The 26,816-nt window shown below is 61.4% G+C and carries 28 protein-coding genes and 1 tRNA gene; 10 read left to right on the top strand and 19 right to left on the bottom strand.

The genetic code is table 11. The annotated features are described in order from the left end of the window. Positions 1–79 precede the first annotated feature (79 nt). Together Q1B16_RS02010 and Q1B16_RS02005 are read left to right on the top strand one after the other, a co-directional pair. Positions 80–1,618, top strand: a complete 1,539-nt coding sequence (locus tag Q1B16_RS02010) for a trypsin-like peptidase domain-containing protein (protein ID WP_299784410.1) — start codon at positions 80–82, stop codon at positions 1,616–1,618. A gap of 56 nt (positions 1,619–1,674) precedes the next feature. Next, entirely contained in the window at positions 1,675–2,640 is a 966-nt protein-coding gene (locus tag Q1B16_RS02005; protein WP_299784409.1) for an MvdC/MvdD family ATP grasp protein, read from the top strand. 48 nt (positions 2,641–2,688) lie between these two features. Here Q1B16_RS02005 and Q1B16_RS02000 read toward each other — a convergent pair whose 3' ends face one another. The 13 genes from Q1B16_RS02000 to Q1B16_RS01940 all read right to left on the bottom strand — a co-directional run bounded on the left by Q1B16_RS02000 (position 2,689) and on the right by Q1B16_RS01940 (position 15,095). Then, positions 2,689–3,621: an acetamidase/formamidase family protein gene (locus tag Q1B16_RS02000; RefSeq protein ID WP_299784408.1), complete on the bottom strand. Its 933-nt coding sequence runs from the start codon at positions 3,619–3,621 to the stop codon at positions 2,689–2,691. After that, the gene (locus Q1B16_RS01995) at positions 3,618–4,784 is read right to left on the bottom strand and encodes a M20 aminoacylase family protein (protein ID WP_299784407.1); all 1,167 of its coding nucleotides are present in this window, start codon (positions 4,782–4,784) and stop codon (positions 3,618–3,620) included. Before Q1B16_RS01995 ends, Q1B16_RS02000 begins: the two co-directional genes overlap by 4 nt. Positions 4,785–4,805: 21 nt before the next feature. Next, positions 4,806–5,546, bottom strand: coding sequence for a GntR family transcriptional regulator (locus tag Q1B16_RS01990; RefSeq protein ID WP_299784405.1), 741 nt, complete (start codon positions 5,544–5,546; stop codon positions 4,806–4,808). A 1-nt stretch (position 5,547) separates the two neighbouring features. After that, on the bottom strand, positions 5,548–6,297 hold the full coding sequence (locus tag Q1B16_RS01985; protein ID WP_299784403.1) for a DUF1028 domain-containing protein: 750 nt from the start codon (positions 6,295–6,297) through the stop codon (positions 5,548–5,550). Next, positions 6,294–8,075, bottom strand: coding sequence for a gamma-glutamyltransferase family protein (locus tag Q1B16_RS01980; RefSeq protein ID WP_299784402.1), 1,782 nt, complete (start codon positions 8,073–8,075; stop codon positions 6,294–6,296). Before Q1B16_RS01980 ends, Q1B16_RS01985 begins: the two co-directional genes overlap by 4 nt. A gap of 12 nt (positions 8,076–8,087) precedes the next feature. Then, positions 8,088–8,981: an ABC transporter permease gene (locus Q1B16_RS01975; protein WP_299784400.1), complete on the bottom strand. Its 894-nt coding sequence runs from the start codon at positions 8,979–8,981 to the stop codon at positions 8,088–8,090. A 1-nt stretch (position 8,982) separates the two neighbouring features. After that, positions 8,983–9,927, bottom strand: a complete 945-nt coding sequence (locus Q1B16_RS01970; RefSeq protein WP_299784398.1) for an ABC transporter permease — start codon at positions 9,925–9,927, stop codon at positions 8,983–8,985. Between the two features lies 1 nt (position 9,928). After that, on the bottom strand, positions 9,929–11,506 hold the full coding sequence (locus Q1B16_RS01965; RefSeq protein ID WP_299784397.1) for an ABC transporter substrate-binding protein: 1,578 nt from the start codon (positions 11,504–11,506) through the stop codon (positions 9,929–9,931). Between the two features lie 3 nt (positions 11,507–11,509). Next, positions 11,510–12,619, bottom strand: a complete 1,110-nt coding sequence (locus tag Q1B16_RS01960; RefSeq protein ID WP_299784395.1) for a dipeptide ABC transporter ATP-binding protein — start codon at positions 12,617–12,619, stop codon at positions 11,510–11,512. Beyond that, positions 12,616–13,644 carry an ABC transporter ATP-binding protein gene (locus Q1B16_RS01955; RefSeq protein ID WP_299784392.1) on the bottom strand — a complete coding sequence of 343 codons (1,029 nt, stop codon included), beginning with the start codon at positions 13,642–13,644 and terminating at the stop codon, positions 12,616–12,618. Before Q1B16_RS01955 ends, Q1B16_RS01960 begins: the two co-directional genes overlap by 4 nt. 247 nt (positions 13,645–13,891) lie before the next feature. Further along, positions 13,892–13,977, bottom strand: a tRNA-Leu gene (locus tag Q1B16_RS01950). A 71-nt stretch (positions 13,978–14,048) separates the two neighbouring features. Continuing rightward, positions 14,049–14,594 (bottom strand): tetratricopeptide repeat protein, encoded by a 546-nt coding sequence (locus Q1B16_RS01945; protein ID WP_299784390.1) that lies wholly within the window; start codon positions 14,592–14,594, stop codon positions 14,049–14,051. A gap of 30 nt (positions 14,595–14,624) precedes the next feature. Beyond that, positions 14,625–15,095, bottom strand: coding sequence for an Lrp/AsnC ligand binding domain-containing protein (locus Q1B16_RS01940; RefSeq protein ID WP_299784389.1), 471 nt, complete (start codon positions 15,093–15,095; stop codon positions 14,625–14,627). A 111-nt stretch (positions 15,096–15,206) separates the two neighbouring features. Between Q1B16_RS01940 and putA the strand changes: the two genes are divergently transcribed. From putA to ettA, 4 genes are all read left to right on the top strand, one after another. Then, positions 15,207–18,629 carry a bifunctional proline dehydrogenase/L-glutamate gamma-semialdehyde dehydrogenase PutA gene (putA, locus tag Q1B16_RS01935; protein WP_299784387.1) on the top strand — a complete coding sequence of 1,141 codons (3,423 nt, stop codon included), beginning with the start codon at positions 15,207–15,209 and terminating at the stop codon, positions 18,627–18,629. Positions 18,630–18,660: 31 nt separating this feature from the next. Next, entirely contained in the window at positions 18,661–19,404 is a 744-nt protein-coding gene (locus Q1B16_RS01930) for a rhomboid family intramembrane serine protease (protein WP_299784385.1), read from the top strand. After that, positions 19,401–19,769 (top strand): GFA family protein, encoded by a 369-nt coding sequence (locus Q1B16_RS01925; RefSeq protein WP_299784383.1) that lies wholly within the window; start codon positions 19,401–19,403, stop codon positions 19,767–19,769. The genes Q1B16_RS01930 and Q1B16_RS01925 overlap by 4 nt, the downstream gene beginning before the upstream one ends. A 109-nt stretch (positions 19,770–19,878) precedes the next feature. After that, entirely contained in the window at positions 19,879–21,534 is a 1,656-nt protein-coding gene (gene ettA, locus Q1B16_RS01920; protein ID WP_299784380.1) for an energy-dependent translational throttle protein EttA, read from the top strand. Positions 21,535–21,687: 153 nt separating this feature from the next. On the opposite strand, the gene Q1B16_RS01915 is transcribed toward ettA, so the two are convergent. From Q1B16_RS01915 to Q1B16_RS01905, 3 genes are all read right to left on the bottom strand, one after another. Next, positions 21,688–22,110, bottom strand: coding sequence for a thioredoxin domain-containing protein (locus Q1B16_RS01915; RefSeq protein WP_299784378.1), 423 nt, complete (start codon positions 22,108–22,110; stop codon positions 21,688–21,690). A gap of 79 nt (positions 22,111–22,189) precedes the next feature. Next, on the bottom strand, positions 22,190–22,831 hold the full coding sequence (locus Q1B16_RS01910; RefSeq protein ID WP_299784376.1) for a Rho termination factor N-terminal domain-containing protein: 642 nt from the start codon (positions 22,829–22,831) through the stop codon (positions 22,190–22,192). Next, complete coding sequence (locus tag Q1B16_RS01905) at positions 22,828–23,175, bottom strand: DUF3140 domain-containing protein (protein WP_299784374.1); 348 nt, start codon at positions 23,173–23,175, stop codon at positions 22,828–22,830. The genes Q1B16_RS01910 and Q1B16_RS01905 overlap by 4 nt, the downstream gene beginning before the upstream one ends. Before the next feature lie 240 nt (positions 23,176–23,415). On the opposite strand from Q1B16_RS01905, the gene Q1B16_RS01900 reads away from it, so the two are divergent. The 3 genes from Q1B16_RS01900 to Q1B16_RS01890 all read left to right on the top strand — a co-directional run bounded on the left by Q1B16_RS01900 (position 23,416) and on the right by Q1B16_RS01890 (position 24,752). Beyond that, complete coding sequence (locus tag Q1B16_RS01900) at positions 23,416–23,622, top strand: cold-shock protein (protein ID WP_299784372.1); 207 nt, start codon at positions 23,416–23,418, stop codon at positions 23,620–23,622. A gap of 256 nt (positions 23,623–23,878) precedes the next feature. Continuing rightward, positions 23,879–24,439: a L,D-transpeptidase gene (locus Q1B16_RS01895; RefSeq protein WP_299784370.1), complete on the top strand. Its 561-nt coding sequence runs from the start codon at positions 23,879–23,881 to the stop codon at positions 24,437–24,439. A gap of 133 nt (positions 24,440–24,572) precedes the next feature. Next, on the top strand, positions 24,573–24,752 hold the full coding sequence (locus tag Q1B16_RS01890) for a hypothetical protein (protein ID WP_299784368.1): 180 nt from the start codon (positions 24,573–24,575) through the stop codon (positions 24,750–24,752). Positions 24,753–24,805: 53 nt separating this feature from the next. On the opposite strand, the gene Q1B16_RS01885 is transcribed toward Q1B16_RS01890, so the two are convergent. Next, on the bottom strand, positions 24,806–25,069 hold the full coding sequence (locus Q1B16_RS01885) for a hypothetical protein (RefSeq protein ID WP_299784366.1): 264 nt from the start codon (positions 25,067–25,069) through the stop codon (positions 24,806–24,808). A 248-nt stretch (positions 25,070–25,317) separates the two neighbouring features. On the opposite strand from Q1B16_RS01885, the gene Q1B16_RS01880 reads away from it, so the two are divergent. Then, entirely contained in the window at positions 25,318–25,524 is a 207-nt protein-coding gene (locus Q1B16_RS01880; RefSeq protein WP_299784364.1) for a cold-shock protein, read from the top strand. Positions 25,525–25,530: 6 nt separating this feature from the next. On the opposite strand, the gene Q1B16_RS01875 is transcribed toward Q1B16_RS01880, so the two are convergent. Both Q1B16_RS01875 and Q1B16_RS01870 read right to left on the bottom strand, forming a co-directional pair. After that, on the bottom strand, positions 25,531–26,142 hold the full coding sequence (locus Q1B16_RS01875; protein WP_299784362.1) for an SOS response-associated peptidase: 612 nt from the start codon (positions 26,140–26,142) through the stop codon (positions 25,531–25,533). Further along, positions 26,142–26,816, bottom strand: coding sequence for an arylesterase (locus Q1B16_RS01870; protein ID WP_299784360.1), 675 nt, complete (start codon positions 26,814–26,816; stop codon positions 26,142–26,144). The genes Q1B16_RS01875 and Q1B16_RS01870 overlap by 1 nt, the downstream gene beginning before the upstream one ends.

Here is a 26,816-nt window from a genome sequence, read left to right as displayed (position 1 = left end):
GCGACCGGGCCAGGTTGTTTCTCTCCCGAACAACGCTCCGGTCGCGATTTCAGACACTATTTCAACAAGGATTTTTGACATGGCTAAATCAAAGAAAGAGGGCGTCGGTCACGTACAGGACAGCCCGAACGATCCGGTTTTCGTTCCGAATTTCGATCAGATCGAAAGCCTCAAGAAAAAGATGACGGAAGAGTCGCTGACGCCAGATCGGCTCGACTATGGCGATATCCGCGAAACGATATGCGGCACCACGGATGACAGTCAGCCGGTCGAACAATACGATGGCAGTCTCGGCGTCACCCGCGCGTTTGTCGACACCCATCAAAGCCCGGTCGGCGTGCTGCGGTGGCACACCAATCTGGCCAGCGTCTACACCAATCCCGGCAATGTCGCGGGGGTCCGCTGGTGCACGGGCACTTTGATCGCAGACAACCTTTTCCTGACCGCGGGTCATTGTTTCGATCAGACCGGCGGCGGTTGGAACCGGCCGCGGGTGAACGGCACGTCGAACATCATCTCGTCGCAGGAGATCGCGACACGGATGAACGTGGAGTTCAACTTTCAGGTCAACAGCGCTGGCGTGCAGCAAAGCCCCGTTTCCTTCGCCGTCGAAGAGCTGATCGAATACCGTCTCGATGGTCTGGACTTCGCGATCGTCCGTTTGGCCGGAAATCCCGGACAACAGTTTGGTGTCACCCGGCTGGCCGAAGATGACGGCACGACCGGCGACATGATCTGCATCATCGGCCACCCCGCCGGTCAGCCGAAACGTATCGAAGCCGGGCCGATCACCAACTTCGACGACTTCCGTGTGCGGTATAACGACATCGACACGCTGGGCGGCAATTCGGGATCGGGGATTCTGCGGGCCAGTGATGGCTGCATTGTCGGCATCCATACCAACGGAGGCTGCAACGCTGCGATGACCGGGTCGAACTTCGGACTTCGGGTGACCCGGATGCGGGCCGCCTCTCCGACGATCCAGGGGCTGGGCGCGCATACGAACACGATCCGGGATATCATCACGAGCACGGTCGCCGACCGGATCACCACCGTCGTGGCCGATCGCCTTACCACGGTTCGAGATGACCGGATCCAGACCCTCCCGTCCTTTGATCAGGTGCCGACGAGCATCCTGCGAGACCGGCGACCGACCACCGTGGTCGATGATCTCAGGCCAACCAACGTTCTGAGGGATCGACGGCCGACCTCGATCATCGACGATCGCGGGCCGACCAACATCCTTCTGGATCGTGGTCCGACGAGTGTTCTTCTGGATCAGGGACCGACCAGCTTCATCGCCGACCGGGGAACCGATCCCATCGGGGATCGCAAAGCCAGTGGTTTGGACAAACAGTTCTCGGACCGCATCCCGGATCGGTTCGGCAACCTGCGGGGTGGGTTGTTCGGTGAAGGCGGCGCGATGCCCTTCGTCATGGCGACACCGCACCATGCCACTGGTGCGATGGCTGGCCTACAACAGACCTACACCGACGATAGCGAGGCGGCCCAGATCGAAGAGCTTGTCGCTTACTATGAGGACTTGTCTGCAATGGCCGAAGAGATCCTCGCCGAGATGGCCGAGATCGAGGCCTTGTTCGACGATCCCACGAACTGAGCGCGACGGGAAAGGGCGTCACCGCCCTTTCCCTCCAGCCTGTCAGGAGAATTCCAATGATACTCATTCTATCCAGCGATGATGACATTCACGCCCATCACGTCATGCAACACATCGCGGAACGCGGCCATGAGGCGCTGCTCCTCAACCTCGCCGACTTTCCCAAAGACGCGCAACTGGTTTTCGAGGCCGGGATGCCGAACGCCCGTCGGATCCTGCATTACAGGAACCAGCCCATCGACTTGTCGCAAGTAACGTCAGTCTGGTGGCGCCGCCCCCAACCCTACGGCATGCACCCTGATGTCACCGATCCGGTGCTCGACAATTTCGCCATTCACGAAGTCGACGAGGCCATTCAGGGCCTGTGGCTGTCGCTCGATGCCAAATGGATCAACGTCCCCAGCCGCGATCAGGACGCCAGCCGCAAAGCGTGGCAGTTGGACGTGGCGCGCGCTGCCGGGCTGTCTCTTCCCCGAACGCTGATCACCACCGATCCGCAAGCGGCACGCGCGTTCATCGACCGCGAAGGCGTGGAGCGCACGATCTACAAGCCATTCCAGGGCAGCGAAGATGCCTGGCGGGAAACGCGGCTTCTCAAGGCGGACGAGTTGGACAAGATCGACGCGGTGAAATACGCGCCGGTGATTTTCCAGGAATATATCGAAGCGACATGCGATCTGCGCGTGACCGTCGTCGGCGACCACATCTTCGCCGCCGCCATCGACAGCCAGAAGACGGCCTATCGCGTCGATTTCCGGATGGACATGAATGTCGACATCACCCCGACCATCCTGGCCCCGCAGACGGAGGCGGGCATCCGGGCCTTGATGAAACGACTCGGTCTCACCTACGGAGCGATCGACCTGCGGCGCAGACCGAACGGCGAGGAGGTGTTCCTCGAAATCAATCCCGCGGGTCAGTGGCTGTTCGTCGAAGACCAGACGGGTCAGCCGATCAGCAAAGCCATCGCGGATTGTCTGATCGACAAGGTTGCCGAAGACCGCGTTCATCTCGTCGCCTAACGCATTGGCGGAACCGCTGTTCCCAAGCGGTTCCGCCAGCATGGGTTTTCACGTCCGTTCGAGATACGCTTTCGGCATCATCATGTGGACCCCCTTTTCGCGGTTCACCGTCTGGGTGATCCGCAAATCCCCCGCCAGCGAACAGAGCATGTAGGCCTCGGCATGGGTGATCCCGGCACGATCTGCCACCACCCGGATCATCCGACGTAGGGCGATCTCGACGCAGGTGTCCAGATCGGGGTGCATCCCCATCGTGATGTAATGAGTCGGGGTCTCGGCTTCGGGATAGGTGATGTCCAAATCACGACGGACAGTCAGGCGGAACCGGCCTTGCAGCGCGGTTTCGATGGCGGTGACGCAAACCTCACCATCGCCTTGCGCGCCGTGCCCATCGCCACAGGAAAAGAGCGCGCCTTCCGTAAAGACCGGAAGATACAAGGTCGTCCCCGTAACCAGTTCTTTGTTGTCGAGATTGCCGCCATGCGCGCGTGGTTCGATGGTGGAAATCCGTCCCCAGGCAGGCGGCGGTGCCACGGCCATCACGCCAAAGAACGGCGCAAGCGGCAGTTTGAGCCCCCACGGCATCGTTGCCTCGTTCTTTGCGCGGTCAAGCGGGATGGTGACGTGGTGCGTATCGTCGAAATCGAGCGGCAGCGTTCCGGACAAGGGGCGGATGACGTTGTACCCCCAATCCTGGCGCAGCTGGATGTCCAGGATATCGACCTGCAAGACATCGCCCGGCATCGCGCCATCAATGGCGACGGGTCCGGTCAGGATATGTCCGGGCATGGCGGGAACGCCGCCCGCGTGGATCTCGAGCAGTTCGGGCGGGACATGATATCCGTCGCCCGGCAGCATTGCCGGACCGCCCGACACCGAGTTCATCGTGATTTCCGAACCGCTCGCCACCGTCATCACCGGATCGAGCGTCGCGTCGAAATACCCCCAATGGCAGGTTTTCGGACCAGCCTCGATGATCATGCCGGAAGCCTCTGTTCAGCGAGTGTCACCCAATAGGAACAACCGGTCGGGATCACGTCGTCGTTGAAATCATATTCCGGGTGATGCAGCCCCGGCCCCTGCCCGATGCCAAGCTGGATGTAGGCGCCAGGACAGGCTTGCAGCATGTATGCGAAATCCTCGCCACCCGTGGTACGCGGCGCGTCGGTGACGCAGTCGCCAGCAACTTCGCGCGCCGCGTCGATACAGTGCAGCGTCTCGGTATAGTGGTTGACCATGACCGGATAGGGCTCCTCATCGAAGCCCAGTTCGGCGTCGGCTCCATAGCTCTCGGCGGTCAGCTTGGCGATGGTTTCGATCCGGTCAAGCGTATGGCCGCGCACCTCCATGTCGAAACTGCGCACCGTGCCGCGCAGGAGAACGTGCTCGGGAATGACGTTGAACGCGTCGGATTCCGTGCGGAAAGAGGTGACGGAGACGACCAGCGGCTGCTGCGGATCGGTGTTGCGTGACACCACCGATTGCAACGCCATCACGATGGCAGACGCCGCCAGCGTCGTGTCCACGGTGTTATTGGGCCGCGCCGCGTGCCCGCCCTTGCCGCGCACATTGATGTGGAAACTGTCCACCGCAGCGTAGAACGCGCCCGGTCGGATTGCGAACTGGCCCAGAGGCAAGAGCGGTGAATTATGCAGGCCGTAGATTTCGGAGATACCGAACTTATCGATCAACCCGTCCTGCACCATCGCTTCGGCCCCGGCGCCGCCCTCTTCGGCGGGCTGAAAGACAACCGCGACCGTTCCGTCGAAATTGCGGGTCTCGGCGAGGTACTGCGCCGCCCCCAGCAGCATCGCCGTATGCCCGTCATGACCGCAGGCATGCATCTTGCCCGGCGTTTTCGAGGCGTGCGCCGCCCCTGTCGCCTCATAGATCGGCAGCGCGTCCATGTCGGCGCGGAACGCGATGGTCTTGCCGGAGGTGTTAGTCTTGCCCTGGATCAGCGCGACGACACCCGTTCGCCCGATCCCTTCGACAACCGTGTCACAGCCGAAGGCGCGCAGCTTGTCGGCGACGATGCCGGCGGTGCGCGGTAGGTCATACTGCAACTCGGGATGTGCGTGCAGGTCCCGCCGCCAGGCGGTGATGTCGGGGTGCAATTCGGCAAAACGATTGCGGATGGGCATAAATCCTCCGGTTTGGGTGTTTCAGGTTTTGGACGTCGCGGCGAAGAAAGTCTCGCCCTGTTCGGCGGCGGCGGTTTCAAGCTCGCCGCGGAGCGCGTTGAAGCGGGTTTCGAGGTGGTCGCGCATTGCCGTTCGCGCCGCATGAGCATGGCCCGCTGCGATGGCGTCAATCAGTGCGAGATGCTCATTATGCGTGACCTGCAACGAGGCCATGTCACGCCCCTTGGCCCGGATCGCCACCCAATCCGGGTTCGACCGGATCTTGTCCAGCAACGAGAACGCGGTGAGCAGCGGGCGGTTGCGGGCGCATTGCGCGATCAGCCGGTGGAGCGATCCGTCCCAAAGCTCGATCGCCTGCGCGTCCTCGGCCTCCCATTGACGCTGCGCGAGCATCCGTAGCCGCGCCACCTCGTCGGGTTGCATCCGCTGGGCGCAAAGAGCGGCCAGTTCCGGCTCGATACACAGACGCGCTTCCATCACCTCGAGCGCGTTGGTCTCTCCGGTGATCTTCGCGGCAAGGTCTCCCATCGGGTCAAGAGGCTGACCGGCGAAGGTGCCCTTGCCCTGCTTGCGCCAGACAAGGCCTTCGGCCTCAAGCGCATCCAGCGCTTGCCGCACGAATCGCCGCCCGACACCGAACCGTTCGGACAGCGCGCGTTCGGTCGGAAGCTTGCCATCCGAACCAAGATCGCCCGACTTGATCAGATCCAGCAGCCTGTCGCGCACCTGTGCGGTCGGTCCCGAGGGCGGCATCACGTTCATGTCAAAGCCCCGTCTCGACGGCATGGGACCGGCTGGGGCGGCCTTCGGCCTTGCGGCGCGCTTCAGCAGCGGCGATGTCAGCGTCGATCCCGTCGCGTGTCGGATAGCCCGAGAACCGTTCCGCGGTCGGCATTCCCTTGGCGAAATGCACATAGCGTTCCTGCGCAACGTCCCAGAGCCGGGCCAATTCGCCCAACGGGTCGGCATGATCATCTGCCCGCAAGTCAAGCCACGGATGCGACTGCCGCTGATGGATCACCAGCCCCGCCGCCTGCCGCCCGCGCTTGTCTCCGCCCTCCGCCTCACCGGCCTGCATCGCGGCGATAAGCCGGTCGGGGAAGGGCAGATCGGCGTTCGCGGCGTAGGCGGCAGACGTGGCCTCAATCACCTCTGCTCCCGTCAACATGTTGCCCGCAACGGAATGATCCTCACGGATCAGGTGGCCTGCCCAGTCGACACAATCATCGCCCGTGTGCGCGGCAGACCGGCCTTGGGCATCCATCATATGCGCCTGCCGGATCGCGCGGCCTTCGTCACGCGCCACCAGATCGGCAAGCACCGCGTCCGCGCTTTCGCCGTTCTCCATGCGGGAGCGGCCTTCGGTGCCCCAGATCGGATTACAGAACGCTTGGCTCGCGACGGCTACCTTGTCTGAGACATACGGCACCACCGCACCGCAGGCAAAGAACTTGCTGGCGACGATCAGGCCGATGCTGCCATCGGTATCGCGGGCGATCAGGGAGAAGGTCATCGACCCACCGCATAGGCTTGCATCAACCGTGGCGTCGCCGCCGCGCGCAGCATCCCGTCGGGTTCGCGCATTGCAGCGGTCAGGCGACCCACGGTCCAGGGGTCTGCCACCGTCACGATATGGCCCCGCGCGCGCAGGTCGGCGATCACGTCCTCGCCGACATTCGGTTCGATCATCATCTCGCCGGGCTTGACCTCGCGCGGGAAGAACGAGCCCTGGAAGTGCATCGAGTGAAACAGAGGCTGGTCCATACATTCCTGCAAGCCCATTCCGAAATGCACGAAGCGCAGGAACCAGATCAACTGCCACTGGTCCTGCTGGTCGCCACCCGGAGTGCCAAAGACGAGCTGCGTGCCGTCCTTTTCCGCCAACGAAGGCGTCAGCGTCGTGCGCGGGCGGCGGCCCGGGGCGAGCGACGTGGGCAGCCCGTCTTCCAGCCAGAACATCTGCGCGCGGGAATTGAGAGGGAAGCCAAGGCCGGGGATCACGGGGTTGCTTTGCAACCAGCCGCCCGAAGGCGTCGCGGCCACCATGTTGCCCCAGCGATCGATGATGTCGAGATGCACCGTATCGCCGCGCTTTTCGGTGAGGTGCGACATGGTCGGTTCCTGCGCCGCCACATTGCCGACCTTGAAGTCACGCTTGGACCGTTCGATGTACGCGTCGGCGAGATGTTCAAATCCCGGCACGCGACCAGGGCGCTGCTCCATCGACGCTTTCGCACCGATCAGCTTGCGCCGTTCGGCGTTGTATTCCTCGCTCAGCAGATGCTCCATCGGCACCTCGCTGAAATCCGGGTCGCCGTAATAGGCCTCGCGGTCGGCATAGGCGAGCTTCATCGCCTCGATCACGGTGTGCACGAACTCTGCCCCGTTCGGGTCCATCGCGCCGAGGTCGAACCCTTTGAGGATCGCCAGGGCCTGTAACAGCACCGGCCCCTGCGACCACGCTTGCGTCTTGTGGACGGTCCAGCCGTGGTAATCGTATGACAGCGGTTCCTCGTAGGTCGCGCGCCAATCGGCCATGTCCTTGGGGGCCAAGACCGCCGAATGTTTCGCCTCGGACACGTCCATCACATGCGCGTCCTTGAGGTAGTCAAAAATAGCCTCGGCCACGAAACCTTCGCGCCACGCCTTGCGCGCGGCATCAATCTGCGCCTCGCGAGTGTCGCCTTCGCTTGACGCCAGACGGTCATAGGTCGCCGCCAGATCCGGGTTCTTGAAAAGCGCGTGCGGCTCAGGTGCTTTGCCATCCGGTGTCCAGACGGAAGCGGAGGTTGGCCATTCCACCGCGAAATACTCGGCCAGTCCGGCAATCGTATTGGCCACCCTTGGCAGCACGGGATGCCCGTCACAGGCGTAGTCGATGGCGGGTTGCATCACTTCGCGTAGGGTCATCGTGCCGTGATCGCGCAGCATCAGCATCCAGCCGTCGAACGCCCCCGGTACCACCGTCGCCAAAAGTCCCGAGCCCGGGATCAGGGTCAGGCCCTGCTCGGTGTAATGCTCGATCGTGGCGGCTTCGGGCGCCACGCCCTGCGCGCAAAGCACTTCGACCTTGCCGGTGTCCGCGGAATAGAAGATCGCCGGCATATCGCCAGCCGGCCCGTTCAGATGCGGCTCCACGACCTGTAGAACCAAGGCCGTCGCCACGGCGGCATCAAACGCATTGCCGCCTTTCTCGAGGATGCTCATCCCGACCGAAGATGCGATCCAATGGGTCGACGTAGCGACACCGAACGTGCCTCGGATTTCGGGGCGAGTGGTAAAGTCGGACATAGTTACTCCAGATCAGTGTTCGCGGGGGTCGAGCGCATCGCGCAGCCCGTCGCCCAAAAGGTTGAATCCGAGCACGACGAAGAAGATCGAAAGCCCGGGCCACATGGCCATCCAGGGTGCCTGGTTGAGGAAGTTCTTTGCCGTGTTGAGCATGGATCCCCAGCTTGGCGCAGGGGGCTGTTGCCCAAGGCCGAGGAAGGACAGCGACGCTTCGGCAATGATCGCAGTGGCGATCGTCAGCGTTGCCTGCACAAGGATCGGCGGCAGCACATTGGGAAGGATATAGCGGCTGAGAATCCTTGGCGTCGGCAGTCCGATGGCGCGGGCGCTGTCGACGTAATCCTCGGATTTGATGTTGATGACCTGACCGCGCGTCAGGCGGATGAAGATCGGAGTCGCAGAGATCCCGATGGCGATCATGGCATTCGTCAGGGACGGCCCAAGAAAGGCGGCCAGCGCGATGGCCAGGATCAGGAACGGCGCGGCGAGCACGGCTTCGGTACAGCGCGAGATGATGGCATCGGTCCACCCGCCGAAATACCCCGCCACGATCCCCAGAGGCACGCCCAGCATGACGGCGATCCCCACGGACACGACACCCGCCAGCAACGACGCCTGCGCGCCCCAGATCATGCGGGACATCACATCGCGCCCGATCTCGTCGGTGCCCATCCAGTGATCCCAGCTTGGCGCCTTGCGCACCGCGCCCCAATCGGTGGCGGAGGGATCGGGGATCGGCAGGATCGGCGCGGCAAGTGCGATGATGACGAAGAACGCGACGAGAAACCCGCCGAACAGCGCGCTTTTGTGGCTGCGAAATTTTTTCCAGACGCGGTTTTCCGGCTTTGCAGCCAAGACCGGGTCGGTGGCAGCCGTGATGGTCGATGGCGTTGCGGCATCGGTCATGTCATTGCCCCCTCAACCGCGGGTTCAAGACGTAATACATGGCGTCGGCAAACAGGTTCATCACGATGAACCCGACGGCCGTGACAAGGACGATCCCCTGCACCACCGCATAGTCCCTGTTGAACACCGCATCCACGACCAGCTTGCCGAAACCGGGGATCGTAAAGATCTGCTCGGTCAATACCGCACCCGCCACCAGTTCCCCGAACAAAAGCGCCGTCAGCGTCACGATCGGTGTCAGTGCATTGCGCAGCGCGTGCTTCAAGATGACGACCCGTTCCGTCAATCCCTTGGCCCGCGCCGTACGAACGTAGTCCGCGCTCAACACGCCTAACATCGACGACCGCGTGTGCCGCATCAGCGTCGCGGCCAAGGCCGTGCCCAGCACGAAGGCGGGCATGAGCATGGTCTTGATGGATTGCCAGAAATCCTCGGATAGCGGCACATAACCTGATGCGGGCAGCAGCTGCCATTTCACCGAAACCAGCAGGATGAGCATGATCCCCAACCAGAAGTTCGGGATGGAAAGCCCGGACAACGCCACGACATTGGCGACATAATCCGTCGCTGTGCCCTTCTTGACCGCCGACAGGATGCCCGCCGGAATCCCGATCAGAAGCGCAAAAATCATCGACATCACCGCAAGCTGGATCGTCACCGGCAGTTTCTGCACCATGAGTTCCACCACAGGCTGATTGGTGCGCAGGGAAATCCCAAGATCGCCTTGCAGGGCGTTTCCAATCCACGCGAGGTATTGCCGCCAGATCGGATCGTTCAGGCGGTATTTCTCGCGCAGGAATTCCAGCACTTCCGGATCTCGTTCCTCTCCCGCCAGCACCAGAAGCGGATCGCCCGGCAGCAGCTTTTGCAGCAGGAACACGAAGATCGAGATCAGGATGATGGTTGGTATCGCGATCACGATACGTCGCAACAGGAACGGCAGCATGTCAGGCCCCTCGGTTCAAAACCCCGCGCCGCCCGGTCGGCAGCGCGGGAACGGCAAGATCACTCTTCCCAGGTGACGCCTTCCAGACGGACATGCCGTCGGGATAGGGGGTGAAGCCCTTAAGCGCGTCGTTGTAGGCCCAGATCCAGGTCTGGTGATACAGGAACAGGCGCGGCAGCTCATCGAGCATGATCACCATCGCCTCGTCATACAACGCCTTGCGCTCTTCGGTCGTGGAGGCGACGCGAGCGGCATTCATCAACTCATCCACTTTCGGGTCCGAGAACTTGGAATCGTTTATCCCGCCATCGGTGGTGACGAATTGGTGGTTGTTGCCGTCCGGATCGACGCGACCGGACCAACCGATCTGGCTCGCCGTGTAATCGCCTGCCGATTGATCCGCGAGGAGTGTCGCGAATTCCTTGGAGGTCAGGCTGATATCGATGCCCGCCTCTGCTGCCATTGCCTGTACCACTTGCATCACGGCCAGAGGTTCGGTGGAGTTGGGCACCTGCACCTCAAGCGAGATACCATCGGGATAACCCGCTTCGGCCAGCAGCGCCTTGGCCTTTTCCATGTCCGCTCCTTCGATCGGCAGGGATTGATTGTACCAAGGCGAAGAAGATGGGAATGGCTGATTCCCGGCGGCGAAGGCTCCGTCGAACACCACCTGGTTCAGCGCCTCACGGTCGATGGCATGGCTCAGCGCCTGGCGCAGGCGCTTGTCATTGCCCCAAGGGTTGTCGCCCTTTTCGCCATTGTTGATGTTGAAGGTGATCCCCTGGTAGCCCAGCGATACCGCGCTATCGACGACGATGTTCTCGGCCGCACGGGCTTGCGGCAGGTCGGTTGCCGCCAGACGCTCGATCATGTCGATATCGCCCGATTGCAAGTTCGCCAAACGCACTGTGGTGTCCGGGATTGGCAGGAAGGTTACGCTGTCGAAATGGATTTCATCTGCGTTCCAATAATCATCGAACTTGGACAACACGATCTTGTCCTGCGCCACTCGCTCCTCGAACTTGAACGGGCCGGAACAGACCGGGTTCAGTCCGAAATCGGCACCAGCTTCGGCAGCGGCGGTCGGCGAAACCATCATCCCCGCGCGGTCCGCGAGCTGCGCCATCAGCGTCGCGTCGGGGCCCGCAAGATTGAGCACGATCTCGTATTCGCCGGTCACCTCGGTCGATGTGATCGACGCCAGTTCCGACTTGCGGCGGGACTCGTCCAGCGTTTGCGACCGCTCGATATTGGCGGCGACAGCCTCTGCGTTGAACGGTGTGCCATCGTGGAAGACGACGCCTTCGCGCAGCTGCATCGTGATCGCCGTGCCGTCCTCGGATGTGGTCCATTCGGTCGCCAGTTGCGGAATGATGTCGAGGTTTGGCGTGATGTCCACCAGTTTGTCGCAGAGCGAGGTATAGACAATCCGGCCCACGAAGGTGCGGGACTGGTCGGGGTCCAGAACGTCGGCGTCGGATTGTAGCGCGATACGCAGATCCTTGGCGACAACGGGGCTTGCCGTCAGCGCGGTCGCGCCCAGCAGCGCCGAGATCATGGCGGTCTTCAGATGTGACATAAGTCAGGTCCTCTCTGTCGTTTGTTGGGTCTTGTGGGTGACGGTCCCGCCCTCAGTCGCAGCGCGATAAAGGGCGAACCGGGCTTCTGCGGCCTTGGATTGTTGAGTGGTGGCGGCAAGCGGAGCCGAGGTGTCCAGCGTGTCCCAGAAATGACAGGCCACGCGGTGATCGTCGCTTTCAGCGGCGCTCAGAACAGGTGTGTCGGTCTTGCACTTGGCTTGCGCAAAGGGGCAGCGCGTGTGGAACCGGCACCCCGGTGGCGGCGCCGATGGACTGGGCATTTCGCCCAGAACGTTGGCTTTATGGTCTTCCGGCTTTCCACCCATCGACGGGATCGACGCGAGCAGAGCCTGCGTATAAGGATGACGCGGCTTTGCGTAGACCTCGGCTGTGGGGCCGCTTTCGACGATGCGTCCCAGATACATCACCGCGACGCGATCGCTCATGTGGCGGATCACGCCCAGATCGTGTGCGATGATGACCAGTGTCAGGCCAAGATCCCGCGACAGATCGCCAAGCAGATTGATGACCTGCGCCTGCACCGACACGTCGAGCGCCGAGACCGGCTCATCGCCGATCACCAGTTTCGGCCCCGAGGCCAATGCGCGCGCGATGCCGATCCGCTGGCGCTGTCCGCCACTGAACTCGTGCGGATAGCGGCCCGCATGTTCTGGGCGTAAACCGACTTTGCGCAGCAATTCGGCAACCTTGTCCCGGCGTTCCTGCGCGCTGAGATCCGGTGCATGAACCTCAAGAGGCTCGCCCACCAGCTTGCCAATCGTCATACGCGGATTGAGCGACGAAAACGGGTCCTGAAAGATGAACTGCATGTCGCCACGCAACTTTTTCAGCGCAGCCCCTTTCGTCCCGCTGATTTCATGCCCGTCGAACATGACCTTGCCGGAGGTTGGGGTCAGAAGGCGCAAAAGAAGCCGGGCGAGTGTGGACTTCCCGCACCCGCTTTCGCCGACGATGGCAAAGGTTTCCCCGCGCCGCACCTGAAGTGACACGCCGTCGACAGCCTGCACAACCGGTGACCGCGACAGCCAGCCGCCGCCATCCCCGAAATGCTTGACCACATCGACCGCTTCGAGGATGACGTCGTTCTTCATGCCGACACCGCGACGTGATCTTCGAGCGGTGCGTAGTGGCAGGCCACCGCATGCCCATCTGCAATGTCCGCCAACGCCGGACGCGACGCGCAGGTCGGCGTGGCGAATGCGCAGCGGCTTCTGAACCGGCAGCCTTCCGGCATATTGGCAATGGTCGGAACGGTGCCCGGCACGATGGCCAAGCGCCCACCCGGCTGATCAAGCCGTGGCATCGCGCTCATCAAACCGATGGTGTAGGGATGCTGCGGATTGTTGAACACCTCGGCAACCGGCCCCTGCTCGACCACCTGCCCGCCATACATGACTGCAACGCTGTCCGCGATCTCCGCGACGACACCCAGATCATGCGTGATCATGATGGTGCCCATTCCGGTCTCGTCCCGCAGGTCGCGGATCAGATCGAGGATCTGCGCCTGGATCGTGACATCGAGCGCCGTCGTCGGTTCATCCGCGATCAGGATGCTGGGGTCGTTCGCCAACGCCATCGCGATCATCACCCTTTGGCGCATACCACCGGACAATTGGTGCGGATATTCATGCAAGCGTTGCGACGGGTTCGCGATCCCGACACGCGTCAGCATCTCTTCCGCTCGGGCCAATGCCTCGGCCCGCGTGCCGCCCCGATGCCGGAGCACCGCCTCTCCGATCTGGTCGCCGATCCGAAAGGCGGGGTTGAGCGATGTCATCGGCTCCTGAAAGATCATCGCAACCGTGTTGCCACGCATCTCGTTCGGCAGGGCATCTTTCGACAAGTCGAAATGATCTACACCGATTGTCAAATTTCCTGAGGAAATACGCGCCGATTCCTTCGGTAGCAAGCCCATCAAGGCCATCGCGGTCACACTTTTGCCGCAGCCTGATTCTCCGACCACGCACAGGACTTCGCCCTTTCGCACTGTGAGCGACACGCCATCGACAACATCGTTTTCCTGCCCGCGGAAGCGCAGCACGAGGTCCTTGAGAACGAGCACGTCATCCAACCCCGATTGGTCCGTCCTGTCGATGACCGCGCCGCTGGTGTCCACTGACCGCTATTTCCCCGCGTTGAAATTTGCACCAAGGCAAACCAATCCTGTATTGGTACAGAATGCGCAGGGACAGTTCCCTGTCAAGTCAGGCGTGCAAGATTTCAAGGCAAGCCAAGATATCGCACAAAATTTAAGCAAACTGGACAGCGCAGAACGTCAGCGGTTGGAGATATCGCGATACCGGCTGGCAAGCATGACAGCAGTAGCCGTTTTAAATGGAGAACGACGGTAGTCCGATCAAGGATGGTGCGGGCGGTGGGACTCGAACCCACACGGCGCTAGGGCCTTCGGATTTTAAGTCCGATATGTCTACCATTCCATCACGCCCGCATGCCGCTATCCCTAGCGGGCGTCACCGGTGAAAACAATGTTTTCCGTGACATGCCGCGCAACGGCTTGCGTTACAGATCGTCGCCTTCGGGCTCTATGATGAGGAACCGCTCATTTAGCCAGGGATTCAGCGCAACGGCCTCCCGCAAAACGGCCTGCGCCTCTTCATTGCGTCCAAGCTCGATCAGCGTCAGCGCCTTGCCAGCCAACGCTCCGGTGTGCCTTGGATTAAGGCTAATCGCTTGGTCGACGTCCGGCAGGACCGCCTCGAAATCGCCGCGCAAGAAGTGAACGAAAGCGCGTTGGTTGTAGCCTTCAGCATAGAAAGGGCAGTAGCCGACAAGCGTATCCAACCGCTCCATAGCCCGCAGGTAATCGCCCACGCGCATCGCGCTCAGCGCCGAGTTCAGCATCATCTGAGAAGGCTCATCCGGGGCCTCCAGCCACAAGTCCCACATCTGATCGGAATAGGCCCGCGCGACCATCTCGTTCGGGGCGCTTTGCACTTCCGAATACAAGCGATCCAGTTCCCCGGAATGATCCGGAGCGACCGGGCATCCATCCGCTGCCGCGCTGTGGGCGGAAACAAAGGCGAGAACATAAATTAAATACCGCATGAGGTATTAGGTAGCCTTCTCGAACGCCGGTCAAGCCACGTTGCCGAAGGTCTCTTCCTTGACCGCCTGCATGGCGACATAGGTGGAGGTCGCCGCGACATGCGGCAGGGTCGAAATCTTTTCCGCAAGCACCTTGCGATAACTGCGCATATTCGCGGTGCGCACTTTCAGCAGATAATCGAAATTTCCCGCAATCAAATGCGCCTGTTCGATCTCGGGGATTTTGGCCACAGCCTCGTTGAACGCAGACAAAGCGGCCTCGCGAGTCTGGGTCATCTTCACTTCGACAAACGCGATGTGATCCAGCCCCAATCGGATCGGGTCAAGCAAGGCCCTATAGCCCTGGATCGCCCCCACTTCCTCGAGCCGCCGCAGCCGCGCCTGTGTGGGAGATTTCGACAGCCCGATGCGTCGTGACAGCTCGGTGATCGACACACGCCCGTCCCGCGCCATTTCCTGTAATATGGCCCTGTCGAATCTATCGAGGTCACTGATATCCATTTAGCCTGCCCAATCGCGAAAAATCAGTCCAAACGCTGTGCGATCTCCGCTGAATACGACGCTTGAACTTCGAAAACTCCGCTAGATTAGGGCAAATGACCGGAGATTTCCATGCCCCGTGATGAGATACCAAACCTGCGTCCCGCGATTGACGAAAACACCTATGCCGAAGAGGCGCGCGTTCTAGAACGGTTGCGCGGCGCGGCGCAGCTGACGCAAGAGGATCGTGATGCCATCAAGGCCCGCGCGACCAAGCTCGTCACCGCCATCCGCGAGGATTCCCGGCCCGGCCTGATGGAAGTGTTCCTGAGCGAATACGGTCTTTCGACCGAAGAGGGCATTGCCCTCATGTGCCTGGCCGAAGCACTCTTGCGCGTGCCGGACGCTGCCACCATCGACGCGCTCATCGAAGACAAGATCGCACCCTCGAACTGGGCCAGCCATTTGGGCGAAAGCACCTCGCCGCTTGTGAACGCCTCGACCTGGGCGCTCATGCTGACCGGGAAGGTGTTGCAGGACGATGCACCCGGCCCCGTTGGTCATCTGCGCGGGGCGATCAAGCGGCTGGGCGAGCCGGTGATCCGCACCGCCGTCGGTCGCGCCATGAAGGAGATGGGCGCGCAATTCGTTCTTGGCGAAACCATCCAGTCCGCCATGACGCGGGCGTCCAAGATGGAAGCGAAAGGCTACACCTATTCCTACGACATGCTGGGCGAAGCCGCGCGCACCGAAACCGACGCGCGCCGCTACCATCTGTCCTATTCCCGCGCGATCAGTGCCATTGCCGAGGCAGCAAAATCGAAGGACATCCGCGACAATCCCGGCATCTCGGTCAAGCTGTCGGCACTTCATCCCCGCTACGAGGAAGCGCAGCACGACACCGTGATGGACGAAGTGGTGCCGCGCCTTCGGACCCTCGCGCAGCTGGCGCGGTCTGCGGGGATCGGGCTGAACATCGACGCGGAAGAGGCAGACCGCCTGTCGATCTCTCTCGACGTGATCGAAGCGGTCCTGTCCGAGCCGTCGCTCAAGGGATGGGATGGGTTCGGCGTTGTCGTGCAGGCCTACGGGCAGCGCGCGGGACACGTGATCGACTGGTTGCACAACCTTGCCACGCGGCTGGATCGCAAGATCATGGTCCGGTTGGTGAAGGGCGCCTACTGGGACACCGAGATCAAGCGCGCGCAGGTTGTGGGCCTTCCCGCCTTTCCGGTCTTCACCGCGAAGCACCACACCGACATCAGCTACATCGCCAATGCGCGCAAGCTGCTTGGCATGACCGACCGAATCTACCCGCAATTCGCCACGCACAATGCGCATACGGTGGCAGCCATCCTGCATATGGCAGAGGACCGGACGTCCTTTGAATTCCAGCGTTTGCACGGCATGGGTGAGGCGTTGCACGACATCGTCAAGGACGCCGAGGGCACGCGCTGCCGGATCTATGCGCCTGTGGGCGCGCATCGCGATTTGCTGGCCTATCTCGTGCGGCGGCTGCTTGAAAACGGGGCCAACAGTTCGTTCGTGAACCAGATCGTCGACACAGACGTCCCCGCGTCCGAAGTTGCGGCGGACCCGTTCGATGCGACGCCCACACCCAAGCTTCCGACCGGGCCCGAGCTTTTCGCGCCGGAGCGGCCGAACTCGAAAGGCTGGGATCTGACGCACCGCCCCACCCGCACCGCGATTGAAGAGGCGCGTCGGCCCTTTGCGTCAACGCAGTGGACGGCGGCACCCCTGCTTGCGCAGCAGGCCGAAACGGCAGGCACAGACAAGGTCATTAACCCGGCACGTCCTGGCGATATCGTGGGGCACGTCACCTGGGCCAGTGCGGAAACTGCGGCATCCGCCTGCACATCGGCCGAGCCATGGGCGGCACCGGCCAGCGAACGCGCGGCGGTCCTGAACCGCGCCGCGGACCTTTATGAAGCGAACTACGGCGAATTGTTCGCACTTCTGGCGCGCGAAGCGGGCAAGTCGCTGCCGGACGCGGTCGCCGAACTGCGCGAAGCCGTGGATTTCCTGCGCTACTATGCCGCCTGCGCCGAAGGGCCTGACCCGCAAGGTGTCTTTGCCTGTATCAGTCCGTGGAACTTCCCCCTTGCCATCTTTACCGGCCAGTTGTCCGCCGCCCTTGCCACGGGCAACGCCGTCTTGGCCAAACCCGCCGAACAGACGCCGCTGATCGCGCATCGCGCAACAACCCTGCTGCACGAGGCTGGTGTACCCCGCAGCGCGTTGCAGCTTTTGCCCGGCGCGGGCGACGTAGGTGCGGCTCTCACCTCGAACCCCGCGGTCAAAGGCGTTGCCTTCACAGGCTCCACCGAAACAGCGCAGATCATCCATCGCAGCATGGCCGACCACCTTGATCCCGGCGCGCCGCTCATCGCGGAAACGGGTGGTCTTAACGCCATGATCGTGGACAGCACTGCCCTGCCCGAACAGGCGGTGCAGGCCATCGTCGAATCCGCCTTCCAGTCGGCGGGCCAACGCTGTTCGGCCCTTCGGTGCCTTTATGTACAGGAAGACATTGCCAAATCGTTTATCGAGATGCTGACCGGCGCGATGGACGCGCTTGTGATCGGCGATCCGTGGACCTACGGCACCGATGTCGGCCCCGCCATCGACGCTGAGGCGCGGGACGGCATCATCTCCTACATCGACGCGGCCGAAACCGATGGGCGCGTGCTTCACCGTCTGTCCCTGCCCGGTGGCGGCACCTTCGTGCCTCCGACGCTGATCAAGGTCGATGGCATCGCCGAAATGGAGCGGGAAATCTTCGGCCCTGTGCTGCATATCGCGACCTTCAAGGCCAAGAATATCGACACCGTGATCGATGCGATCAACGCCACCGGCTATGGCCTCACCTTCGGATTGCAAACGCGGATCGACGACCGGGTGCAACATATTTCGGACCGGATCGAAGCCGGGAACATCTATGTCAACCGCAACCAGATTGGAGCCATCGTCGGCAGCCAGCCCTTCGGCGGCGAAGGCCTGTCCGGCACAGGACCCAAGGCTGGTGGACCGAATTACCTCGCACGGTTCCGCAAACATCCCGCGCCGCAGAATGGTGGCGATTGGACAACCACCGATGATCGCGGTCGTCTGGTCAAGGTGGCCAAAGCCGCGAAGACCGATGTGCCCGTCGAGGAAACCGCGCTGCCCGGCCCCACTGGCGAATCGAACGTCCTGACGACATTGGCGCGCGGACCCATCTTGTGCCTCGGGCCCGGACAGGACGCGGTGAAGGCGCAGGCGCAGGCGGTCGAAACCCTTGGCGGCGTCGCGATCACCGCGCAAGGCAACATTGACGCGGATTGGCTCACTGACCTGCCCGTCCACGGGGTGCTTTGGTGGGGGGATGAGACCACGGCGCGCGCAGTGCGCAAGGTTTTGTCCGCTCGCGACGGCCCGATCCTGCCCTTGATCACGGGCTTGCCGGACACCGGGCATGTCTGCCAGGAACGCCATGTCTGCGTGGACACAACCGCGTCGGGCGGAAACGCACAACTGCTGAGCGGTGCGGCTTGACGCGCCGCCGCTTTGCCACAACTGTCGCGGCATGTTTCCAATCCGCGATCACAACCCGTCCGGCCGCACGCCCTATGTCACTTACGCGCTGATCGTCGCGAATGTGGGCATTTTCCTGAGCTATTGGCCGCTGATGCAAAGCGATCAGCAGATCCTGCGCTTTTACTTCGACTACGCCCTGATCCCCGCCCTCGTCAGCGAGGGCCAGGGGTTCGGCGGGTTTTTCACCTCGATGTTTCTGCACGGCGGATGGATGCACCTGATCGGCAACATGCTGTTCTTGTTCATCTTCGGCGACAACATCGAAGACGAAATGGGCCACGTGCGCTTTTTGCTGTTTTACCTGGCGGCAGGCTTGGGCGCAGGGTTCATTCACTACATCAGCGCCCCGGGCTCTCCGGTTCCCACGGTCGGCGCTTCGGGTGCGATCGCTGGTGTGATGGGCGGATACCTTCTCCTTTTTCCGAAAGCCAAGGTCGACATCCTGATCATCATCGTGATCATCTTCCGCATCATTCCCATCCCGGCCTGGATCATGCTGGGGCTGTGGTTCGCGATGCAGATCTTCGGTGGTTTCGGCACGGCGGCCGATGAAGGCGGCGTTGCCTATTGGGCGCATGTCGGCGGCTTCGTGATCGGCCTCGCCCTGACAATCCCGCTGTGGCTGCGCCTTGGAGGACCTGCGTTCTGGTCACGGACCGAAGGCCATCCGCCGCATCCGGAAGCGACATACGCGCTGTCGCGGACCCGCATTCCGAAAGTCCGGCGCAAATGAACGATACGCTTAAAGTCACCTGTCACTGTGGCGCGGTCGAGCTTTCGGTTCGGCTTCGCGAAAGGTTGGAGGCGGCACGCAGATGTGATTGTACCTACTGCCGCCGCCGGGGGACCCCGACCGCGTCTGTGCACAAGACCGACCTGGCCGTGATCAAGGGCGCTGAGAACCTCACGCTTTATTCGTTCGGCACCCATACGGCGAAACACTATTTCTGCAAGACCTGCGGGATTTACACGCATCACCGGCGCCGGTCTGACCCCGATGAATACGGCGTCAACATGGGCGGCATAGAGGGCGTAAACCCCAAGGATTATGAGCCAATCGGCTGGCATGACGGCGTGAATCACCCCTCGGATCAATAATCCGCACAGTCTCGCACCCAATTCCAAACAAAGCCTGAACACGCGCGATTGCACGGCTCCGCCTGCGCGTGTATCCCTCGGCAAAACCGAAATTCAAAGGAACGCGATCATGGCCTCCTACCAGTATGTCTACCACATGAGCGGGGTGTCCAAGACCTATCCCGGTGGCAAGAAAACATTTGAAAACATCCACTTGAACTTCCTCCCCGGCGTGAAGATCGGTGTTGTGGGTGTCAATGGCGCGGGTAAATCGACGCTGCTCAAGATCATGGCTGGTCTCGACACCGATTTCTCGGGCGAGGCCTGGGCCGCCGAGGGCGCGAAGGTGGGGTATCTGCCGCAGGAACCGCAGCTCGATCCGTCGCTGAACGTGCGTGAAAACGTGATGCTGGGGGTGGCCGAAAAGAAGGCCAAGCTGGATCGCTTCAACGAGTTGGCAATGAACTACAGCGATGAAACCGCTGACGAAATGGCGGCGTTGCAGGATGAGATCGACAGCAACAACCTCTGGGATCTGGACAGCCAGATCGACGTCGCGATGGAGGCGTTGCGTTGCCCTGCGGACGAGGCCGATGTCACCACGCTGTCGGGCGGTGAGAAACGCCGTGTTGCCTTGTGCAAGCTGCTTCTCGAAGCGCCTGATATGCTGTTGCTCGACGAACCGACCAACCACCTCGACGCGGAAACCATTGCGTGGCTTCAGAACCATCTCGTTGAATACAAAGGCACAATTCTGATCGTTACACACGACCGCTACTTCTTGGACGATATCACGGGCTGGATCCTCGAACTGGATCGCGGGCGCGGTATTCCTTACGAGGGCAACTATTCCGCGTGGCTGGAACAAAAGGCCAAACGGCTTGAACAGGAAGCGCGCGAGGACAAGGCCAAGCAGAAGACGTTGGAGCGCGAGCTTGCTTGGATGCGGCAGGGGCAGAAGGCGCGGCAGGCGAAATCGAAGGCGCGTATTCAGGCCTACGAAGAGATGGCCGGGCAGTCCGAACGCGAACGTGTCGGGCGGGCGCAGATCGTCATTCCGAACGGCCCGCGGCTTGGGTCAAAAGTGATTGAAGTCAATGGCTTGAAGAAAGCGATGGGCGACAAGCTCCTGATCGAGGACCTCTCATTCAGCCTGCCACCAGGTGGCATCGTCGGCGTGATCGGTCCAAACGGGGCGGGTAAATCGACGCTGTTCAAGATGCTCACCGGGCAGGAGAAACCGGACGAAGGGGACGTTTCGTACGGTGATACCGTACAACTCGCTTACGTGGATCAGTCGCGCGACGACCTGAACCCGGACGACACCGTCTGGGAGGCGATTTCCGGCGGGGCAGAGATCATCAATCTGGGCGATGCCGAGGTCAATTCGCGCGCCTATTGCGGGTCGTTCAACTTCAAGGGCGGCGACCAGCAGAAAAAGGTCGGGCTGCTGTCCGGGGGTGAACGCAACCGTGTGCACATGGCGCGGCTGTTGAAAGAAGGCGGCAACGTGCTTCTGCTCGACGAACCGACCAACGATCTGGACGTCGAAACTCTCCGCGCGCTCGAAGACGCCATCGAAGCCTTCGCGGGTTGCGCCGTGGTCATCTCTCACGACCGTTTCTTCCTCGACCGTCTGTGCACGCACATTCTGGCCTTCGAAGGCGACGCGCATGTCGAATGGTTCGAAGGAAACTTCGAAGATTACGAAGAAGACAAGAAACGCCGCTTGGGACCGGATGCGGTTGAGCCGAAGCGAGTGAAGTTCAAGAAGTTCGCCAGATAAGACAATCGGTGGCCGGGCGACAGTCCGGCCACCGGTTGCGCGCTGCCCCTGAAAGGTCAGGCGTGTGCGAAGACCGGAATTGCGCATGGACGCCAGCGCCAATTACCGAACGCGAGCCTAGCTCGCTCCGAGGATCGTCAAATTGGCGTCAACTCACCCCACCCAACCCACGATCTGATCCGCCCGCATAGCGCCCGATTGCCGGGCGGTTTCACGGCCACCGACGAAGCGGATCATCGTGGGAATGCCACGGATACCGTAGGTTTGGCCGGATTGCGGGAAGTCCTCGGTGTTCAGTTTCACCAGTCGCGCGCGACCCTGCAGCGTCCCGGCGGCCTTGGAAAATTCGGGGCCCATCATTTTGCACGGGCCACACCAAGGCGCCCAGAAATCGACCACCAAGGGCACCTCGTCCGTGCGGGCCGCCTTTTGGAGCTTGGGCCAATCCACCTCGATCGCGTTGCCGGGCATCAAAGCCGCGCCGCAGGTGCCGCATTTGGGGCCCGCGTCAAGACGGTCCTCTGGCACGCGATTGACCTGACCGCAGTCGAGACAGGTGAGTTTCTTGCCAGCCATGACGGGCCTCCGTTCATATATTCCACAATTTCTATATGATGGCGGAACGTGGTCTCTGCAAGAGGAACAGGTTCAAACATCACCCGTCCGACAGAGCCTTGACCAACTCGTCTTTCGTCATGTCGGACCGACCGTCGATGTCCCGCTCTTGCGCCATCTCGTAAAGCTCATCCTTGGACTTTTGCTCCAAAGCGGCGACGGACCCCTTGCCGCGACCGTTTTCGTCAGTGGCGTCTTCGATCGCGTCGAGCAATTCGTCCTTGTCCATCGAGGAGCGGCCCTCAATGCCGAGGTCCTGCGCACGTTCCATGAGCATGTCTTTGGTCGGGCCGTTTTCCTTGATGTAGGACACCTTGTCTTTGACGTCGTCCGGCTGATCGACAAATTGCTGAGCGCCGTCCTTCTTCTTCTGGGTCGAGCGTGCGTACTCGTCTTCTGTCAGCAGCATCCGCACATTCTTGGGAAGGTACCGTTCGCCGGTGTTGTCTGAGGTGTCGCCCGACTTCGTGCCCCAGTCTTCTTCGGTCCATTCGTGAAGATCGGTGTCTTCCTGGTCCGGGCCATCGTCTTCGTACCCGCCACCGCGCTTTTTGTATTCCTGCACGGCCAGTTGCGCCTTGCGCGCCGACCATTGGCCGGGGTCGCCGCCCTTGTCGGATTGCATGAATTCCTCTTTGACCTCTTCCCAGAGATCGGGATCGGTTTTCTTGGCCGAGCTCATGATCCGTCCTCCTTCAAAGGATCGTGGCCCCAGTTCATCAGCGAATAGCGCCATGCCGAGTGCTTCACATCGTCGTCCGGACCGCCTTGGGACAGGTGGCGCTTCACGTAGCCGACCACAGTCGCCATGTGATCCCACTGGTCATCGGTCAGGTCGTCCTTGCGGGTGTCCTTGATCTCGATGATCCGTCGGCCCGACTTGTGGCCCGTGCTCTCGCCGGAATCGCTGTCGCCGACGGATTTCGATTCCTCGGTGTCCAGCCACTCTTCCAGCTCGGATTTGGTCATGTTGACGAGTTCGGTCCATTCGTCCCAGATCTGGTCTTTCGATTTCGATGATGACATGTTTCGCCGTCCTTTCCTTTGTCAGGAAAAGCGCGCATGTGCCGCGAAGGTTCCCGCGGATTTTCGCCCGTCGAGAGAGCCGCCCCTTGCCAGGCATGCCGCATTCTGTCATAGGAGTCGCGCTAACGATCTTCTATTCGACCTTCTGTTTTCCGACACCGGCACGCAGCTTTCGATCCAGACGTGACTTTGCCGGGTTGCCGCATGTCGTGGGCAACGGACAACACAAGGAAACTTCACATGGCCACTGGCACAGTGAAATGGTTCAACACCACCAAAGGCTACGGCTTCATCGCACCCGATGGCGGCTCCAAGGACGTTTTCGTCCACATCTCCGCTGTTGAGCGGTCTGGCCTCACAGGTCTCAGCGACGATCAGAAGGTGACCTTCGACATCGAAGCGGGCCGTGACGGTCGCGAAAGCGCCATCAACCTCGCGCTGGCGTAAGCCAACACCGATTTTCGGATCGACAGCCGCTCGGACGCTTCCGCGTCCGGGCGGTTTTTCTTTGGGCCGGGTTGTTTTGGGCAACGAAACGGTCACCTTTGGGTGACCCCCCCCTCGTTTGTGACCTTTGTGTCGCATTTTTTCCGGTTTTGCGACGAAACCCGGCGTCGCCTTGTTTGTTTCGTCTCCTAGCGATGGCAAACTTGCCGACGCGTTTCACCACGCACGCCGTGAATCAGAAGGACCAGTGCTGCCAATGTTCTCCAGACGTCATTTCCTGGCCACGTCGGCTGCCGGACTGGCTGTGCCCAGTCTTGCAACCGCACAAGGCTTTCAGATCGATCCCATCTATCGCCCGCAGAATGTGCGCATCAAATCCGATGTCGCGCCCGGTCAAATCCTGATCCTGCCGCGCGCCCATTTCCTGTATCATGTGACCCAGCCCGGTGTGGCGCGGCGCTATGGAGTCGGCGTGGGCCGTGCGGGGCTCGAATTCACCGGCACCGCCGAGATCGCCGTCAAGAAGGAGTGGCCCACGTGGCGCCCGACGGACGAGATGATCGAGCGCGAGCCGCAGACCTATTCCGAGTTCGTCGACAACGACTACGTCGAACCCGGTGGCCCCAACAATCCGCTCGGCGCGCGGGCGCTTTATCTGTTCCAGAACGGACGTGACACGTTCTTCCGCATCCACGGCACAACGGCGCCAAGGTCGATCGGTCAATCCGTGTCGAACGGCTGTATCCGCATGTTGAACGAACACGTCATGGACCTCTACGAACGTGTGCCCATCGGAACGGTGGTCACGGTTCTCTGATCCAATCCCACATCGGTGGCCGCGCCAGAACGGCCACCGGTTTTCCACTGCGCCGCCACACTGCTTGCACGATCCGCAGCCTTTAATCGGGCGTTAAGAATGAGCGTGCTAACTGGGACAAAGGGGCTTTGGCATGGCGGCAATCACATTCATTGCGGGAAGCGTCCTGGGCTGGGTCGCAGCGGCCTTTGCCTTGATGATCGGCACGCTTGCGTCAACCGCGCTGATCGTGTTCCTGCTCACCTCCCTGACATTCACGGCGCTGACGCTGTACGCGGCCAGCCTATGCCAAGCTGAGACCGCAGAGGGGTAAACGCGGGACCGAACCCGGACCCGCGTGCAAAAAACTGCCGATGCCTTTGGGTGTTAAAGCAGGACGTGAATGACCAGCAGGTTGGGGATGATGAACACCGCTGCGATGCAAACAAGCTTTGCCCAATGCGATGCGGTGCGGAACAGCTTGTTCTCTTCCATCGCCTCGCCATAGGCCATGGCCGCGAACAAGAGTGCGCCGGATTGTCCGTTTTCGATCAGACGGTTACGCTCGATTTCGGCACGTGCTTCGGCGTAGCGCGCATCGAGCGATTGTTGTTCTTCTTTTGCGGCCATCCGTGCATCCATCCCTGACATGTTCACTCTCCCCGTGGTCAAATGTCAGTAAAACATGGGGCGCATCAGACCCAAGGCAAGCCCGTCTCACATCAATGCGACGACCCCCATTTTCCCTTGCGTCACGTTTGGAATCACCCGAAGAATTGTTGCGCAAAGTTACCAAATTCGACCACTGCTCCGACACGGCTCAGTTAAGCGATTTTGACTGACCGCGCCCGTCGCGCCTTCTTGCCCGGCGGAAGACAAGACAGACAGGAGTAGAACGGATGGCCACTGGCACCGTCAAATGGTTCAACACGACAAAAGGCTACGGCTTCATTGCGCCCGAAGGCGGCGGCAAGGATGTCTTCGTACATATTTCCGCGGTCGAGCGGTCCGGCTTGACCGGCCTCGCGGATGATCAGAAGGTCACATACGATCTCGAAGCGGGTCGTGACGGTCGGGAATCCGCGGTCAACATCGCGCTTGCCTGATTTCGATCAGGGCTGAGACCAGTCCACATCCTTGGCTTCGGACACCGAAAGGCGACCATCAGGCCAAGGCCGAAACAAGCTGCGGGCGACGTCCGGGTCGCCCGTCAGCCATAGCTTGATGTCTTCAGGCGAGAGCAACACGCCCATGCGATCGTGAATGTCACGCACATCGCGATTGGGTGGACAGGTCAGCGTGGCCACTTGTGGCACCGACACTCCGCCCGGACCGTTCCAGACATCGTAGATCGCCGCGAACCACAAAGGGCGCCCATCCTTGGTTGTGATGGCCCAAGCGGTTTTGCGCCCCTTGGCCCCGGTCCACTCGTACCAGCCATCCACCGGCACCACCGCGCGGCGCATGTCGTCAAAGGCGGTTTTATCGAATACGGTTTCGGATCGTGCGTTGATGATGGTTTCCATCACCGGCCGCCCCCGCGCGTTTTTGCGTCCCGACGGAATCATACCCCAGCGCATGTGCTGGAAGCCCTCCAAGGTCAGGGTCAGTATTTCCTGCCCCGGCTGGATATTGCGGCGCGGCAGGTTCGTCTCCGGCGCATCCACACCCGCAATGGCGGCTAGCTCGCCCACATCGCGGGTAAGGAACAGCCGACCCGGCATCAGTCCGACGCGCGCTCGACCAGCTCTGCCACCGCCGGTCCCATCGCCTCGACGATCAGGTCCACGCCTTCGGCATTGGGGTGAATGCCATCCGACTGCATGACCTCGCGCAACTCGGCAGGCGTTTCGCCGACGCTGTACAGCCCTTCGAAAAAGCGGGGGAAGTACAGCGCACCGTAGTCTTCGGCCAATTCCGGGTACATTGCGTCAAATTCGGCCTTGTACTCCGGGCCGTAGTTTCCGGGCGCCTCCATTCCCACGACAAGCACGTCGAGATCATTCTCCTGCGCCACTTTCAGGATACCTTCGAGATTGGCGCGGGACACGGACGGATCCAACCCGCGCAACAGGTCGTTCCCACCCAGCGCCACGATCAGCGCGTCGGTCGATGGCGTCAGCGACCATGCGACCCGCGACAACCCCCCGGCGGTGGTGTCGCCCGACACGCCTGCGTTGACCAGCCGAACATCCAGTCCCTGCTCTTCAAGCCAGGTCCGCATCTTCGGAACGAAGCCTTCTTGATCGATCAGGCCGTACCCGGCGGTCAGGCTGTCACCCAGTGCAAGGATCTCGACAGGTTCGGCTTGCGCGGCCGTCACTGTGCAAAGACACACAGCCGCCACGCGCACCTTGCTCAACACCTGCGATGCCCCATATGTGAACCAATGCAACAT

The organism is uncultured Marivita sp., from assembly GCF_947488135.1.
Classification (GTDB): Bacteria; Pseudomonadota; Alphaproteobacteria; order Rhodobacterales; family Rhodobacteraceae; genus Marivita.
This window is presented reverse-complemented; position numbering and strand designations above follow the sequence as displayed.

Excerpts from the sequence above, each read along its gene's own strand:
- Q1B16_RS02010 (WP_299784410.1), top strand. The coding sequence starts at position 80 with ATGGCTAAATCAAAGAAAGAGGGCGTCGGTCACGTACAGGACAGCCCG.
- Q1B16_RS02005 (WP_299784409.1), top strand. The coding sequence starts at position 1,675 with ATGATACTCATTCTATCCAGCGATGATGACATTCACGCCCATCACGTC.
- Q1B16_RS02000 (WP_299784408.1), bottom strand. The coding sequence starts at position 3,621 with ATGATCATCGAGGCTGGTCCGAAAACCTGCCATTGGGGGTATTTCGAC.
- Q1B16_RS01995 (WP_299784407.1), bottom strand. The coding sequence starts at position 4,784 with ATGCCCATCCGCAATCGTTTTGCCGAATTGCACCCCGACATCACCGCC.
- Q1B16_RS01990 (WP_299784405.1), bottom strand. The coding sequence starts at position 5,546 with ATGAACGTGATGCCGCCCTCGGGACCGACCGCACAGGTGCGCGACAGG.
- Q1B16_RS01985 (WP_299784403.1), bottom strand. The coding sequence starts at position 6,297 with ATGACCTTCTCCCTGATCGCCCGCGATACCGATGGCAGCATCGGCCTG.
- Q1B16_RS01980 (WP_299784402.1), bottom strand. The coding sequence starts at position 8,075 with ATGTCCGACTTTACCACTCGCCCCGAAATCCGAGGCACGTTCGGTGTC.
- Q1B16_RS01975 (WP_299784400.1), bottom strand. The coding sequence starts at position 8,981 with ATGACCGATGCCGCAACGCCATCGACCATCACGGCTGCCACCGACCCG.
- Q1B16_RS01970 (WP_299784398.1), bottom strand. The coding sequence starts at position 9,927 with ATGCTGCCGTTCCTGTTGCGACGTATCGTGATCGCGATACCAACCATC.
- Q1B16_RS01965 (WP_299784397.1), bottom strand. The coding sequence starts at position 11,506 with ATGTCACATCTGAAGACCGCCATGATCTCGGCGCTGCTGGGCGCGACC.
- Q1B16_RS01960 (WP_299784395.1), bottom strand. The coding sequence starts at position 12,619 with ATGAAGAACGACGTCATCCTCGAAGCGGTCGATGTGGTCAAGCATTTC.
- Q1B16_RS01945 (WP_299784390.1), bottom strand. The coding sequence starts at position 14,594 with ATGCGGTATTTAATTTATGTTCTCGCCTTTGTTTCCGCCCACAGCGCG.
- Q1B16_RS01940 (WP_299784389.1), bottom strand. The coding sequence starts at position 15,095 with ATGGATATCAGTGACCTCGATAGATTCGACAGGGCCATATTACAGGAA.
- putA (WP_299784387.1), top strand. The coding sequence starts at position 15,207 with ATGCCCCGTGATGAGATACCAAACCTGCGTCCCGCGATTGACGAAAAC.
- Q1B16_RS01930 (WP_299784385.1), top strand. The coding sequence starts at position 18,661 with ATGTTTCCAATCCGCGATCACAACCCGTCCGGCCGCACGCCCTATGTC.
- Q1B16_RS01925 (WP_299784383.1), top strand. The coding sequence starts at position 19,401 with ATGAACGATACGCTTAAAGTCACCTGTCACTGTGGCGCGGTCGAGCTT.
- ettA (WP_299784380.1), top strand. The coding sequence starts at position 19,879 with ATGGCCTCCTACCAGTATGTCTACCACATGAGCGGGGTGTCCAAGACC.
- Q1B16_RS01915 (WP_299784378.1), bottom strand. The coding sequence starts at position 22,110 with ATGGCTGGCAAGAAACTCACCTGTCTCGACTGCGGTCAGGTCAATCGC.
- Q1B16_RS01910 (WP_299784376.1), bottom strand. The coding sequence starts at position 22,831 with ATGAGCTCGGCCAAGAAAACCGATCCCGATCTCTGGGAAGAGGTCAAA.
- Q1B16_RS01905 (WP_299784374.1), bottom strand. The coding sequence starts at position 23,175 with ATGTCATCATCGAAATCGAAAGACCAGATCTGGGACGAATGGACCGAA.
- Q1B16_RS01900 (WP_299784372.1), top strand. The coding sequence starts at position 23,416 with ATGGCCACTGGCACAGTGAAATGGTTCAACACCACCAAAGGCTACGGC.
- Q1B16_RS01895 (WP_299784370.1), top strand. The coding sequence starts at position 23,879 with ATGTTCTCCAGACGTCATTTCCTGGCCACGTCGGCTGCCGGACTGGCT.
- Q1B16_RS01890 (WP_299784368.1), top strand. The coding sequence starts at position 24,573 with ATGGCGGCAATCACATTCATTGCGGGAAGCGTCCTGGGCTGGGTCGCA.
- Q1B16_RS01885 (WP_299784366.1), bottom strand. The coding sequence starts at position 25,069 with ATGTCAGGGATGGATGCACGGATGGCCGCAAAAGAAGAACAACAATCG.
- Q1B16_RS01880 (WP_299784364.1), top strand. The coding sequence starts at position 25,318 with ATGGCCACTGGCACCGTCAAATGGTTCAACACGACAAAAGGCTACGGC.
- Q1B16_RS01875 (WP_299784362.1), bottom strand. The coding sequence starts at position 26,142 with ATGCCGGGTCGGCTGTTCCTTACCCGCGATGTGGGCGAGCTAGCCGCC.
- Q1B16_RS01870 (WP_299784360.1), bottom strand. The coding sequence starts at position 26,816 with ATGTTGCATTGGTTCACATATGGGGCATCGCAGGTGTTGAGCAAGGTG.